This is a genomic window from bacterium (assembly GCA_022616075.1).
Lineage (GTDB): Bacteria > Acidobacteriota > HRBIN11 > JAKEFK01 > JAKEFK01 > JAKEFK01.
The window spans coordinates 1-13,319 of sequence record JAKEFK010000368.1 but is presented as its reverse complement, the minus strand read 5'-3'; the positions used below and the strand labels follow the sequence as shown (position 1 = coordinate 13,319).

The following is a 13,319-nucleotide window of genomic DNA, read 5'->3' as shown; positions in this document are numbered from 1 at the left end:
TGGTCTCGGAGGCCTAATGAAATTAAACAAAATCATCGAATCCGTGCCGAACATAAGCGAAGCAAAGAGAACGGATGTTCTGCAAAGAATTTTGCAGGAGATCCAGGATGTTCCTGATACGCGCGTTCTGGATGTGAAGCCGGATCTCGACCACAATCGCACTGTCATCAGCCTTGCGGGTTCTCCTGAAGGCTTGAGGGCGCAAATATTGAAACTCTACGAAGTGTGTCTCCGTGAAATCGATTTACGGCAACATTATGGAGAACATCCGCGGGCCGGAGCCGTGGATGTTACGCCATTTATTCCCATTAAGAACGTGAGAATGGACGAATGCGTATTGCTGGCAAAGGAGCTGGGAAGAGAGGTCGCTCAACGTTTCGAAATTCCGGTTTACTTTTATGAGTTCGCGGCTTCCAGCGAAGCGCGAAAAGATCTTTCAAATATTCGTAAAGGAGAATTCGAAGGGTTTCCTGAAAAAATTCAAAAAGCCGAGTGGAAGCCGGATGTGGGACCATTCCAGGTTCATCCTTCTTTTGGTATTACGGTGATTGGCGCGCGGATGCCTTTGATCGCTTTCAACGTGAATCTCGGGACATCCGATATTCAGATTGCAAACAAGATTGCAAAAGCCGTGCGCCATTCAAGCGGCGGATTGCGATTTGTGAAAGCGATGGGTGTCATGCTGCAGGATCGCAACACCGCGCAGGTTTCGATGAATTTGACTGACTACAAGAAAACACCGGTCTACCGGGCCGTGGAAATGGTGCGTCGTGAAGCGGCGCGTTACGGAGTGAATGTGGTCGGAACCGAATTGATCGGATTGATTCCGGCTGAGGCGCTTTACGAGACCGCTGATTATTATTTGCAGATGGAGAATTTCAACCCATCACAAATTCTGGAAAACAAGTTAATGGAAGAATGAAAAAGAAAAACCCTCAGCATCGATGGGTAAGTCTGTGGCGCCACTTTTATGACCGCGAAAAAACCGTTGATGAATTGACTACCTCCATGATCCGGTGGCAGGAGAAATGGAACTGGGACTTGATGAAAATCAATCCACCTGCCTGTTATCACGCGCTGGATTGGGGAGCGGAGTATGAGTTTTTTGCCGATCCAAGCCGGGAACCGGAACTTCGTCGTCCCGTGATTACGACTGCCGGAGACGTTCGAAACATTTCTGTACTGGATCCGCGTGAAGGAGCGTTGGGGGAGCAACTGCAGGTGATTCGGAATCTTCGTCAGCATTTCGGAAACGAATTGCCGATCGTGGAAACGATCTTCTCACCTATCGAGATTGCTCACCGGTTGATGAACAGCAGAGAGGATTTTGATTCATTACGCAAGAACTCTCCGCAGGAAACGCACAATCTGTTGGAAACGATCTACAAAACGTTTCTGGATTTTTCTATGCGCTGCCTGGACGCGGGCGCGAATGGTGTTTTCTTTGCTACGAAATGGGCCAGCTCAGATTTGATGAGCTGGAGTGAATATGAAGAGTTCGGAAAAAGGTATGAGCTGCCGGTTTTGAATGCTTTGCAGGATCGTGACGCGCTGGTGATTTTGCATGTTTGCGGCGAGCGTACCTATTTGGATCGCATGCTGGATTATCCTGCAGACATCTTCAGCTATGATTTTTTTGCGGACGGCGCTCCTGACCCTGCAGAAATAGGAAAGTTCGTTTTAGGCGGAATTGACCCGCAAAGATTGGTCTCTAACCCGGACAGTGTTATTGAAGACTGCAAACGGTTTGCATCAATCGACAAGTGGCTGATCGGGCCTTCCTGCGTGATCACACAGGATGCAACAGATGAGGCTATAAACAAAGTAACGCGGGCGTCCGGCCGAGCTAGTTGAAAAATCCAGATGCTGGCGGTCCTAGAGCGGGAGCGCGGGCATCTTTGCCCGCAAAATGCTTGTCAAGCGAAGACGTTTTTGCGGACTGGAAGTCCGCGCTCCAACTGATTTTTCAAACAAGCTAGACCTGCGTTCCTAACTTTCACTCTTACTGGCCAACTCTTTAATCAACGTTCGCGCAATCACAAGACGTTGAATCTGATTTGTCCCTTCGTAGATCTGAGTGATCTTTGCATCCCGCATGTATTTTTCAATCGGATAGTCTCTGCAATAACCGTAGCCTCCGAAGATCTGAACCGCATCGGTGGTGACTTTCATTGCTACATCGCTCGCAAAGAGCTTTCCCATCGCGGAGAGTTTGGAAAAACCTTTAACGCCTTGATCGACGGCCCTTGCGGAAGCGTAAACAAGCTGCCGCGCTGCCTCGATCTCCGTGGCATGATCGGCCAGCATGAACTGAATCGCTTGAAAGCTGATCAAGTTTTGACCGAATTGTTTCCGTTTCGATGCCCAATCCAGTGCAAGATCAAGCGCTCCCTGAGCCAGCCCTAGAGCTTGCGCTGCAACACCAGGCCGCGCGCGATCCAGAGTCGCCATTGCAACCATGAAGCCCATCCCTTCTTTGCCTAACATTTGCTTGGCAGGAATCCGGCAATTGTTAAAATGCGTTTCATGAACCGGCACGCAACGAATTCCCATCTTGTCTTCTTCCTTGCCGATCGTGAATCCGGGATGTCCCTTTTCCACAAGGAATGCCGAGATCCCTCTCATTCCCTTGTCTGGATTTAAGTTTGCAAACACCGTATAGAGTTCCGCGGCATTTGCATTAGTCGTCCATTTTTTGTCGCCATGAATAATGTAGACATCACCTTCACGAACAGCTGAAGTTTTCAAACTTCCCGCATCGCTACCTGATTCTTTTTCGGATAAACAGAATGCGATGTATTTCTTGCCGGTAGCTACATCACGGAGAAAAGTGTTCTTTTGTTCGTCATTTCCTCCGATCATGATGGGAAAAGATCCCAACGCATTCACAGCATACGCAACTCCTACGCCGCCGCATGCTTTGCTGAGTTCCTCCACAACCAGGCAGAGTTCCATGACTCCACCCCCACCACCGCCGAATTCTTTGGGAACCCACACGCCCATCAACCCGTATTCACCGATCTTTTCCATGATTTCCCACGGATATTTTCCATCGCGATCGAGTTGCGCGGCCTGCGGCCGCACGTATTTTTCAGCGACTTCGCGCGCGCGATACTTCAAGTCGCGCTGTTCCTGCGTTAAAAGTTCTTCCATTTATTGCTCCTTATTGAACCGCCAAGGCGCCAAGACGTCAGGATGAAAAAAGAGAATTTTATTTTCTTGGCGCCTTGGCGTCTTGGCGGTTTACTTTATCTTATCTGCCAATTGTGTTCAAGTTTGCGTATAATAGCGCAGTATGAAATTGTCCTCACGCATGTCGCGCCTTGGCACTGAAACGGCGTTTGATGTCCTCGTGCGCGCTCGTCAACTTGAGGCTCAGGGAAAGAATATTGTCCATCTCGAAATCGGGGAACCGGATTTCGACACACCGGACAACATCGTCGACGCTGCAGTTTATGCGCTTCGTCATGGCGCCCATCATTATGGACCCTCCGCGGGTTTGCCGGAACTGCGAAAGGCGATTGCGGAAGACACCGCTCGAACACGCAACATCGCTGTTGATCCGGCGGAAGTGGTCGTTACACCGGGAGCAAAGCCGATCATCTTTTTTACGATTCTTGCGCTGGTGGATCCGGAAGATGAAGTTCTCTATCCGAACCCGGGATTCCCGATCTACGAATCCATGATCGAGTACCTGGGAGCGAAAGCGATTCCGATTCCGCTGAAGGAAGAGAGCAATTGGAGTTTGGATGTGGAAGAGCTGGCAAAAAAAGTAAACTCGAAAACCAAACTTCTGATTTTAAACTCACCCCACAATCCAACAGGCGGTGTGATTCCTTTGTCCGATCTTGAAAGGATTGCTGATCTGGCAAAAAATTTTGATTTTATGATTCTCTCCGATGAGATTTATCGCCGAATCCTGTACACACGGGAGTATCATTCCATCTCCTCCTTTCCCGGAATGAAGGATCGCACGATCATTCTGGATGGTTTTTCAAAAATATTTGCGATGACCGGTTGGAGATTGGGATACGGTGTGATGCGTCCTGATCTGGCGCAGCAAGTTTGTAAGCTTCAAACGAATGCAACTTCCTGCACTTCTACTTTTACTCAATTCGCAGGTTTGGAGGCTTTGCAAGGAAATCAATCAAAACCGGAAGAAATGATTGAGGTCTTTCGTCAGCGACGCGATTTTATAGTAAAGGGCCTCAACGATACTTCAGGATTTCATTGCCGGACGCCTGACGGCGCCTTCTACGCGTTTCCGAGTGTAAAGAAACTCGGGATCCCTTCGAAAAAACTTGCGGACCTCCTTTTGGAAGAAGCGGGAGTGGCCTGTCTCTCGGGAACTGCTTTTGGCGCATTCGGGGAGGGGTATCTGCGTTTTTCATACGCTAACTCCAGAGAAAAGATTGCAGAAGCTCTGGAAAGAATACAAAACACACTGCGGACTCATAACCTTTAATGATGGTGCGTAGGGGCACCGCATTTGTGTTTTTTACAAATGCTGCGCCCGTATCGTGCCGGGCAGAGCATTCGCAAAAAACGCGAATGCGCTGCCCCTACAACAACGACTAAAATGACTTCGAAATTCAGAATTTTTGCCACAGCAGACATCGGAAAGGATGCTCTCGACCGTCTGCGCAATGAAGGCTACGTAGTGGAAGTTTATGCCAGCGTCGAAGCTCCACCGAAAAGTGTGATCCTGGAAAAAGTTCGTTCCGGCGTAGATGTGTTGATCACGACTTTGCGGGATCCGATCGATGAAGAAGTTTTTGCGGCAGGCAAGGATACGCTGAAAATGATTGCGCAGGATGCGGTCGGGTTTAACAATATCGACCGGAACGCTGCTAACAAATACCGAATTCCTTTTAGCAACACAGCCGATGTTTTGACGGATGCCACTGCGGAGTTTGCCTTCTTCATTATGGGATGCGCTGCAAGAAAACTTTATTCTTCGGAGCGGCTCGTTGAGGAAGGGAAGTGGCCTTCCTGGCATCCATACGAACCCTTCCTGGGTGATGAGGTAACCGCGCGAACGGTTGCGGTGATCGGCACAGGAAGAATCGGCAAGTCATTCATCAAAAAAGCGGCCGGTTTTGACATGGATGTTCTCTGTTACGATTCGGATTATCAAGACCACAAGTTTGTGGAATCGATTCAGCGCTTGATGGATTTGCGTGCCGCGGAAAAACTCGTCACTCGCCCTCAATCGATTCGGTATGTGACGTTCGACGAAGCTCTCGAAAAGGCAGATTACGTCACGTTACATGTTCCGCTGTTGATGCCTCATGAAAGCAAGACGCCGACATACCATTTGATGAGCGAACCACAGTTTCAGAGGATGAAAAAAACCGGCTATCTCATCAATACGTCACGCGGGCCGATCATTGATGAGAAAGCACTTTACAGAGCGCTGATCGAAGATTGGATCGCGGGAGCTGCTCTTGATGTTTTTGAAGTGGAGCCACTTCCTATGGATAGTCCCTTACGCGATCCGCGATTGCATATGAAACTCCGCAAGTTCCATCACTTTGCGAGCGGTGCGCGTCAAACCCGTCTTAGCACGGATCCAAATGTGGGTATGGCGGGGCGCACAGTGCAAGCCGTATTGGATATGCTGCAAGGCAAGTACGACAGTCCGAAAAAGATGCCTTACGTCGTAAACAAAGAAGCTTTCGAATCAAAGTAGCGCGGGCGTCCCGCCCGCGAAACTTTAAATCGCTTCGGCCATCAGGGCATCCGCAACTTCCTCGACCTTGACACCTATGAATTCGTCAATCAGTTTCCGCGCTTCCCGGTCATCCATCTGAATGGGAGGATGTTTCATCAAATAAGCGGATGATGGATACATCGGTCCCGAAAGCTTCCGGTCCCGGGCAATCTTGATCAAGCGAATTGCGTCGATTGCCGTCCCACCACTGTTGGGAGAATCTTCAACCGAGAGTCTGAGTTCCATGTGCATCGGCACTTCCCCGAAGCCCCGTCCTTCTATCCGGATGAAACAAACCTTGTTGTCATTCTGCCAGGGCACATAGTCAGAAGGACCGATATGAATATTTTCATCCTTCAAGCGGTTTTCCATTGTGGATTGAACTGCTTCCGTTTTTGAAATCTTTTTTGATTTCAAACGGTGCCGGTTCAACATATTCAAGAAGTCGGTATTTCCACCGGTGTTCAACTGGTAAGTTCGTTCGATTCGAATTCCACGTTCCTGGAAAATCTTCATCAAAGTGCGATGAAGAATTGTTGCGCCGAGTTGTGATTTCACATCGTCTCCGATAACCGGGATGCCGGCTTTGTTGAAAGCCTCGGCCCATTCTTTGTTGGAAACGATAAAGACAGGAATGCAATTGATAAAACTCACGCCCGTGTTCAAACAGGCTTTCGCGTAATATCGTGCTGCATGCTCCGAACCGACAGGAAGATAGCAAAGCAGAACGTCTGCTCCGGTTTCGCGTAACACGGCTTCCACATCACTCGGAGGCAAATTTGCGGGAACAAAAGTCCGCTCTTCCGGATAGTCACGCATGTGATCCGCCACACCATCTAAGATTTTTCCCATCTGGACGGTCACGCCATTATCGGAAACGTCAGCACAAAAAACCTGTGTGCAATTCGGTTTCGCGAAAATTGCTTGTGAAAGAGGCCGGCCAACTTTGCGCGCGTCAATATCGAACGCAGCAACAATTTCGATGTCGTATGGTTTGTAACCGCACATGTCATAATGCATCAATCCAAGACTGTTCGGCGCGGTTAACTTATAGTATTCCACTCCCTGCACCAGAGAACTGGCACAGTTTCCAACTCCTGCAATTGCTACGCGAATCTTACTCATTTTCAGCCTCCTGTTAGATGAACTTCCGCGAAATACACACATCGCGCGCTTTCTATACACCAAAAACCGTGCCAGATTGTGGGTAAAAGCTAAACTATTTCAATCCAGTAACTTGCACATGTGGATCCAGAACCTAGCTTTGAAAGTGCAACAATGAGATGGCGTTCTCCGCCAATCTTCTGTGGCGTTCTACCCATGTATAATCGAAAACGCTTATGTTGAAAATCGCGCTCGTTGCGTCCGAAGCCGTGCCTGTTGCGAAGACCGGGGGACTGGGTGATGTGGTCAGCGCCTTGGGAAAAGAACTGGTCAAGCTCGGGAATCAGGTCACGCTCATGATGCCTCTGTACGGAAATTTCCCGATTCTTCCTACAGGACTCATCAGTCCGTTGCGCCTGACATTTGCGGGCAGGCAAGTGACCTATTCCATCGTGGAGGCGCTCTATGAAGGAATGAAGCTGATCTTGATCGACTCTCCGCAATACTTTCAACGGGGCGGGATTTATGGAGACTCCTCCGGTGGATATTCGGACAACGATGAACGCTTCCTTTTTTTTACTCGCGCTTGCCTCGAATACTTTAGAAGGAAAGGGGAACCGCCTGATATCTTTCATTGCAATGACTGGCCCACCGGGCTTTTTCCGCTCTTTTTGCGAACTCACTATTATCACGATCCGATCAGTAAGACGCCTGTTCTTTTCACAATTCATAACATTGCGTATCAGGGGAATTTTTCAGGGAGTCGTTTTTCGCTGCTGGAACTCGGCCCTGAATATTTCACGCCGGAAAGTCTGGAATTTTACACTACCGTAAGTTTCTTGAAGGCGGGTCTTCTGTATTCAGACCTTCTGACAACCGTGAGTCCCCGGCACAGTAAGGAGATTCAAACGGATGAATATGGCTGCAAGATGCAGGGTGTGTTGAGGATGAGAAAAGACAGATTGTTTGGCGTGCTGAACGGGATCGATGAAAAGATTTGGAATCCGGAAACGGATGCTTACATCGCAAGAAACTTTAGTTGCATTGACTTATCAGGAAAAGCTGAATGCAAGCGGAACATACTCGCGGAAGCTGGTTTGGAGGCGAATAGTGATTGGCCGGTTGTGGCAATGATTTCGAGACTTGCGCTTCAGAAGGGTATTGATCTCGTGGAAGCTGCGGCAGATCGGATTTTGGACAGCAAAGCGTTTCTGATTGTGCTGGGGACCGGTGGCGCGCGATATGAACGATTTTTTGAGAAATTGCGGAGCAGGCGCCCGAATCAGGTGAGCATTGCATTGCGGTTCGACGAAGCTTATGCCCACCGGCTGGAAGCCGGGGCCGATATGTTCTTGATGCCAAGCCGCTATGAGCCGTGCGGATTAAATCAAATGTACAGCCTGAAATACGGAACTGTACCGTTGGTCCGCGCGACGGGGGGCCTGGAGGACACGGTCCAGGAATGGGACCAGGAGAATCAAGCCGGGAACGGTTTCAAATTCGGACCTTACAAATCCGAAGCTCTCGTAGAGGCCTTTGCCCGCGCCAGGAAAGCTTTCGAAGACAAACGAATGTGGAAGAGAATGATGCAAAACGGAATGAGGGCAAATTTCAGCTGGAAGAATTCTGCTTTAAGGTACATGTCGCTTTACGATCAAGCCCTTCAGTTGAAATCTTAACGCCGCAAGCGTAAATTAATACGCTACGTTTATGATCTGTGTTCATCTGTGGTTTCATCGAGCCAGGAGGAAATTTTATGGCTGAAAATATTATTCATGTAACCGATGCGAACTGGGACCAGGAAGTGTTAAAGGCAAACGTACCTGTGCTGGTCGATTTTTGGGCAGAGTGGTGTGGTCCCTGCCATGCGCTCGCTCCAACAGTTGCCAGCATTGCAGACGCCTACTCAGGGCGAATGAAAGTAGGAAAGTTGAATGTGGATGAAAACGAGCGGACTGCCGCCAAATACGGGGTGCGATCCATTCCAACACTCATTCTCTTTAACAACGGTGAGATCAAGACGGTGCTCATCGGCAACCGTCCAAAGAATGAAATCGTCCAGGTACTATCGCAGCATATCGGTTAGGATTTTTCTTGGCGACTTGGCGGTTTGTTTAAATCTTTCCGCGTGCTTTCAACTCGGAAGGCAATAAGCAGTGATAAATGAAAGCGTGCACGGGCGTTGGCACATTCTTTTCCTTTCCAAAGCGGACCACAGCGCCATTTTGAGCATCCAGCTCCGATGGTTTTCCTTCTGCCAAATCTCTTTGCATCGAAGCTGTTCCTGATGCGGGAAGTTGATCTACGAAACTCATCGTTTTTGCAATCACATTATCTTTCAATGGTATCCTTTTCGCTATCGCCACACTGTAAATTTCCTGCATCGCCTCTTCTAGCATCGCGCGCGTTTCCGGTAAAGTTCGCAAAATGCCGATTGACGAGCGCGTGACGGCCCCGATACCGCTGATGGAAGCGATGAATAAGAATTTTTCCCAGATAGCTGCGTGTATGTCTTCGGGAATTTTCGAAGCCACTCCAACTCTCTTAAAGGATGCTAACAGTTTCTGCGTTCGTTCACTCTTTCTGTTATCCAGTTCTCCAAACGCGATAAAAGGCTCTGCGCCGGCATGTTTGATTTTTCCCGGTCCCTCAATGTAGCTGATGATTTTGCAGAGTCCTCCAACGACGCGGTCCTTGCCGATCACCGAGACCAACTGATCCGCTGATTCAACTCCATTTTCCAGCGGCACGACGAACGTATCGGGGCCAAGCAATGGTTCCAGCGTTGGCGCAATTTCAGGGACTTGCCACGCCTTAACAGCAACAAGAACAATATCGACAGGACCAATTTCCGAAGGCCTCTCTGCAGCAAGCGCATGTAGAATCCTGAAGTCACCTTTGTTACTCGCAACTTCCAATCCGTTTTCACGGATCGCCTGCAAATGCGCGCCGCGTGCTATGAAATAGACCTGTTCACCGGCCAGCGCAAGCTGCCCACCAAAGTAACCGCCAACTCCTCCGCTACCGTAAACCGCAATCTTCATTTTTTACCCAGCACTCAGCACTCATCACTCAGCACTCGGTACTCGGTACTAACCGCGCGCCTTGTCATCATTTCAACCGAAGCTTAGAATTATACCTTGTTCGAGGAGTGTGAAACCAATGAGCAGTGAGCCATGAGTCATCATCCTGAAACTTTAGGGGAGTTAAAGAAAAGCGAATGGAGTGAATTGCGCATCAAAAATCGTTCGGTTAGAGAGGAGATGCGCGAAAACCTGATCAAGAAACTTCAGAAGAAAGAAATCCTATTTCCGGGAATTGTCGGATATGACGACACAGTGATCCCGGAAATTATCAACGCCATTCTTTCCCGTCACAATATCATTTTTCTTGGTTTGCGTGGCCAGGCAAAAAGTCGCATCATGCGTCAGATGGTCAATCTGCTGGATGAATACATGCCGGTGGTTGCCGGCTGCGAAATCAACGATCAACCGTACCGTCCGATATGCCGTATTTGTTCCGATCTGATTCAAAAGCTGGGGGACCAGACGCAGATCCGGTTCCTTCATCGTTCGAACCGTTTCGTTGAAAAGCTCTCCACGCCGGATGTAACCATCGCCGATATGATCGGTGATGTTGATCCCATCAAGGCAGCGCGCGGGGGTTTGCAACTTTCCGATGAGTTGACGATTCATTATGGTCTGGTCCCGCGAGCAAATCGATGCATTTTTGCGATTAATGAACTTCCGGATCTTGCCGGCAAGGTTCAGGTCGGTTTGTTTAACATTCTGCAGGAAGGGGACATTCAGGTCAAAGGTTATCCAGTTCGTTTAAAGCTCGATATCATGATGGTGTTTTCAGCAAACCCTGAGGATTATACGGCGCGCGGGAAAATTATCACTCCCTTAAAAGATCGTATCGGTTCGGAAATCCACACTCATTATCCTGCAACGATTGAAGAAGGAATCAAGATCACGGAACAGGAAGCTTGGACGCATCGTGGCAAGGAAGGACCGATGCTTCCCATCTTTGTAAGAGAGATTGTGGAGGAAGTTGCTTTTCAGGCCCGCAAAGACAAACGGATCGACAAAAGATCCGGCGTATCACAACGCTTACCGATTACCTGCCTGGAAAACGTTGTCAGCAATGCAGAGCGTCGCGGGCTCGTAAATAGCGAGAAACCTGTTGCGAGAGTCACAGATGTGTATCAATCGCTCCCTTCGATCACCGGAAAACTGGAACTCGAATATGAAGGGGAACTGCGCGGCGCTGAACAGGTGGGGCGCGACATTATCCGTTGCGCAATCGGTCAAACGTTTATCAAGTATTTCGGACCGGGAGAAGAGTTAAGCCAGGTCATACAGTGGTTCGAAAACGGCGGAACCTTGCGTGTAAAACAGACAGCATCCAATGAGGAATGCCTCGCCGATTTCAAACGCGTTCCTACTCTGGTGGAAAAAGTCGCCGCTCTTGGCATGGATGGCCATGGCGAAAAGGGCATGCTGATAGCCGGTTGTGAATTCATTCTAGAAGGGCTGTGCTCGCAGAAAAAAATCAGCCGCAGTGAAGAAAAGGGAATCTACACGGCAGCCAAGAAGAGCCAGGAACAGATCTTTCAAAATTACGATCGAGTTAAAAAACATTATAATTAAGTGACCAGTGACTAGTCACTAGTGGGCCAAGTGAGAGATGAGCCGATATACAAACTACACGAAGTATTTTGAGGATTGGTCGGAATTAAGTCTCGAAGATTTACTGGAAAAACTCTCTGATCATTTACTCCAATCAGGGTTTCAGGATTTCTACAGCCGCTTTTATTCCTCAGGTGAAGATCTAACCATGCAAGATCTGTACGACATGCTGATGGATGAAATGTCTCAGTGGGAATCGACAGAAAACATGAATGATGACCAGTTGAGGCAACTGATTCGCCAGATTCTCCAGCGAATGGAAGAGGAAGGATACATCCGTCAGGAAGCAACCGGCTGGTCTGATGAGGCTGGTGAGATCGTTCCACCACCGGATCATTCTGAAAACCCGATGAACACACGCATAGAATTAACAGACAAAAGCATCGATTTTCTCGGGTTCAAAAAGCTGAAAGATCTGCTCGGCGCCGTTGGCCGCAGCAGCATAGGGAGGCACGACACTCATCATTTGTCCACAGGCATTGAAACTTCAGAGGCTCCCAGGAATTACGAATTTGGCGACGCCATGAATCTGGATATCAGCGCAACATTTTTGAAATGCATTCAAAGAGCCGGACTGCAAATTCCCTTCCCGTTAGAAAAAGAAGATCTTATGGTTCAGCAGGCCGAATACCAGAGTTCCTGCGCGACCGTCCTGATGCTTGATTGCAGTCATAGCATGATTCTTTATGGGGAAGATCGCTTTACTCCCGCAAAACAGGTGGCGCTTGCGCTGGCTCATCTGATCAGAACCCAGTATCCGGGTGATAGTTTTCATGTTGTGCTTTTTCATGATGGGGCTGAGGAAATTCCATTGAAGAAGCTCGCCACTGTAAAGGTGGGTCCTTATTACACGAATACGCGGGATGGTTTGCGATTGGCGCAACGCATTCTTTCGCGCGAGCGAAAGGATATGAAGCAGATCATCATGATTACCGATGGCAAGCCGTCCGCCATGACTCTGGATAACGGACAAATTTACCGGAATGCTTTTGGCCTCGATCCAATGATCGTGAGCCATACATTCGAAGAAGCATCCAAATGTCGGAAAGGCGGCATCCTGATCAACACGTTCATGCTTGCTTCCGATTGTGATCTCGTTGCGTTCGTGAAAAAACTAACGCAGATGTGCCGCGGGAAAGCATATTTTACGAGTCCCTACAATCTCGGCGAATACATCCTCTTCGATTATCTCAACCGAAAAACGCAAACCAAATACAAACAATAGCGTGCGCAACTCCTTTTTGCGTTCCTGTAGAGCTATTCTCTTCGATCTTGATGGCGTGCTCGTAGGTTCCTACGATTGTTGGTTTCGTTTGCTTCAAGATGCCATGCGGGAACAGGGGAAAACTCCTGTGTCACTTGAGGAATTCGATAGTCGCTGGGGGCAGGGTCCGGAAGAGGATCGAGACGCCTTTTTCCCCGAATGGAGTCTGGAAGAGTTGATGGCGTTTTATGAAACGCGCTTCGGCGATTACACTCGCTGGGCAAAACTGGAGCCAGGCAGCGAAATGTTCTTGAGGCATCTTCAATCGCAGAACAGGAAAATCGCTGTTGCGAGCAATTCTCCAACTGCGATTGTGAATGATCTGTTAAAGCATGCAGGGTTAATGAACTATCCTGATGCCGTTATCGGTGTGGATCAGGTAAAGGAATCGAAGCCCGCGCCGGATTTATTGTTAAAAACGCTGGAAGTTCTGAGTCTATCCAAACAGGAAGTCTGCTATGTGGGAGATTCTATCTACGATGCTGAGGCAGCGGAGGCGGCCGGCATCCTTTTTGTCGGATACAAACGTCCCGGAGAAATCTCCGTT

12 protein-coding genes are annotated in these 13,319 nt (G+C 48.8%); 9 read left to right on the top strand and 3 right to left on the bottom strand.

The window, feature by feature from the left end; genetic code table 11:
* Positions 1-16 precede the first annotated feature (16 nt).
* Together ftcD and L0156_28355 are read left to right on the top strand one after the other, a co-directional pair.
* Positions 17-922, top strand: a complete 906-nt coding sequence (gene ftcD / locus L0156_28360) for a glutamate formimidoyltransferase (protein ID MCI0606916.1) — start codon at positions 17-19, stop codon at positions 920-922.
* Entirely contained in the window at positions 919-1,854 is a 936-nt protein-coding gene (locus L0156_28355) for a hypothetical protein (GenBank protein ID MCI0606915.1), read from the top strand. The genes ftcD and L0156_28355 overlap by 4 nt, the downstream gene beginning before the upstream one ends.
* 135 nt (positions 1,855-1,989) lie before the next feature.
* Here L0156_28355 and L0156_28350 read toward each other — a convergent pair whose 3' ends face one another.
* On the bottom strand, positions 1,990-3,153 hold the full coding sequence (locus L0156_28350) for an acyl-CoA dehydrogenase family protein (protein ID MCI0606914.1): 1,164 nt from the start codon (positions 3,151-3,153) through the stop codon (positions 1,990-1,992).
* 142 nt (positions 3,154-3,295) lie between these two features.
* On the opposite strand from L0156_28350, the gene L0156_28345 reads away from it, so the two are divergent.
* Both L0156_28345 and L0156_28340 read left to right on the top strand, forming a co-directional pair.
* A complete protein-coding gene (locus tag L0156_28345) occupies positions 3,296-4,465 on the top strand; it encodes a pyridoxal phosphate-dependent aminotransferase (protein ID MCI0606913.1) in 1,170 nt (389 codons plus the stop codon).
* A gap of 114 nt (positions 4,466-4,579) precedes the next feature.
* Positions 4,580-5,692 (top strand): D-glycerate dehydrogenase, encoded by a 1,113-nt coding sequence (locus L0156_28340; protein ID MCI0606912.1) that lies wholly within the window; start codon positions 4,580-4,582, stop codon positions 5,690-5,692.
* 24 nt (positions 5,693-5,716) lie between these two features.
* On the opposite strand, the gene L0156_28335 is transcribed toward L0156_28340, so the two are convergent.
* Positions 5,717-6,838 (bottom strand): inositol-3-phosphate synthase, encoded by a 1,122-nt coding sequence (locus tag L0156_28335; protein ID MCI0606911.1) that lies wholly within the window; start codon positions 6,836-6,838, stop codon positions 5,717-5,719.
* A gap of 215 nt (positions 6,839-7,053) precedes the next feature.
* Here L0156_28335 and glgA point away from each other — a divergent pair, with 215 nt between their 5' ends.
* Both glgA and trxA read left to right on the top strand, forming a co-directional pair.
* Complete coding sequence (gene glgA, locus L0156_28330) at positions 7,054-8,496, top strand: glycogen synthase GlgA (protein ID MCI0606910.1); 1,443 nt, start codon at positions 7,054-7,056, stop codon at positions 8,494-8,496.
* Between the two features lie 77 nt (positions 8,497-8,573).
* The gene (trxA, locus tag L0156_28325; protein MCI0606909.1) at positions 8,574-8,903 is read left to right on the top strand and encodes a thioredoxin; all 330 of its coding nucleotides are present in this window, start codon (positions 8,574-8,576) and stop codon (positions 8,901-8,903) included.
* A 28-nt stretch (positions 8,904-8,931) separates the two neighbouring features.
* Here trxA and L0156_28320 read toward each other — a convergent pair whose 3' ends face one another.
* Positions 8,932-9,861, bottom strand: coding sequence for a 2-dehydropantoate 2-reductase (locus tag L0156_28320; protein ID MCI0606908.1), 930 nt, complete (start codon positions 9,859-9,861; stop codon positions 8,932-8,934).
* Between the two features lie 132 nt (positions 9,862-9,993).
* Between L0156_28320 and L0156_28315 the strand changes: the two genes are divergently transcribed.
* From L0156_28315 to L0156_28305, 3 genes are all read left to right on the top strand, one after another.
* Positions 9,994-11,469: a magnesium chelatase gene (locus L0156_28315; GenBank protein ID MCI0606907.1), complete on the top strand. Its 1,476-nt coding sequence runs from the start codon at positions 9,994-9,996 to the stop codon at positions 11,467-11,469.
* Between the two features lie 37 nt (positions 11,470-11,506).
* Positions 11,507-12,733: a VWA domain-containing protein gene (locus L0156_28310; protein MCI0606906.1), complete on the top strand. Its 1,227-nt coding sequence runs from the start codon at positions 11,507-11,509 to the stop codon at positions 12,731-12,733.
* A gap of 1 nt (position 12,734) precedes the next feature.
* Positions 12,735-13,319: HAD family hydrolase (locus tag L0156_28305; protein MCI0606905.1), on the top strand; the 585-nt coding region annotated here is incomplete at its 3' end.

What these genes read in the sequence shown, in the direction of transcription:
- ftcD (MCI0606916.1), top strand. Translation starts at nt 17, where the DNA reads ATGAAATTAAACAAAATCATCGAATCCGTGCCGAACATAAGCGAAGCA.
- glgA (MCI0606910.1), top strand. Translation starts at nt 7,054, where the DNA reads ATGTTGAAAATCGCGCTCGTTGCGTCCGAAGCCGTGCCTGTTGCGAAG.
- trxA (MCI0606909.1), top strand. Translation starts at nt 8,574, where the DNA reads ATGGCTGAAAATATTATTCATGTAACCGATGCGAACTGGGACCAGGAA.
- L0156_28315 (MCI0606907.1), top strand. Translation starts at nt 9,994, where the DNA reads ATGAGTCATCATCCTGAAACTTTAGGGGAGTTAAAGAAAAGCGAATGG.
- L0156_28340 (MCI0606912.1), top strand. Translation starts at nt 4,580, where the DNA reads ATGACTTCGAAATTCAGAATTTTTGCCACAGCAGACATCGGAAAGGAT.
- L0156_28320 (MCI0606908.1), bottom strand. Translation starts at nt 9,861, where the DNA reads ATGAAGATTGCGGTTTACGGTAGCGGAGGAGTTGGCGGTTACTTTGGT.
- L0156_28350 (MCI0606914.1), bottom strand. Translation starts at nt 3,153, where the DNA reads ATGGAAGAACTTTTAACGCAGGAACAGCGCGACTTGAAGTATCGCGCG.
- L0156_28345 (MCI0606913.1), top strand. Translation starts at nt 3,296, where the DNA reads ATGAAATTGTCCTCACGCATGTCGCGCCTTGGCACTGAAACGGCGTTT.
- L0156_28355 (MCI0606915.1), top strand. Translation starts at nt 919, where the DNA reads ATGAAAAAGAAAAACCCTCAGCATCGATGGGTAAGTCTGTGGCGCCAC.
- L0156_28310 (MCI0606906.1), top strand. Translation starts at nt 11,507, where the DNA reads ATGAGCCGATATACAAACTACACGAAGTATTTTGAGGATTGGTCGGAA.
- L0156_28335 (MCI0606911.1), bottom strand. Translation starts at nt 6,838, where the DNA reads ATGAGTAAGATTCGCGTAGCAATTGCAGGAGTTGGAAACTGTGCCAGT.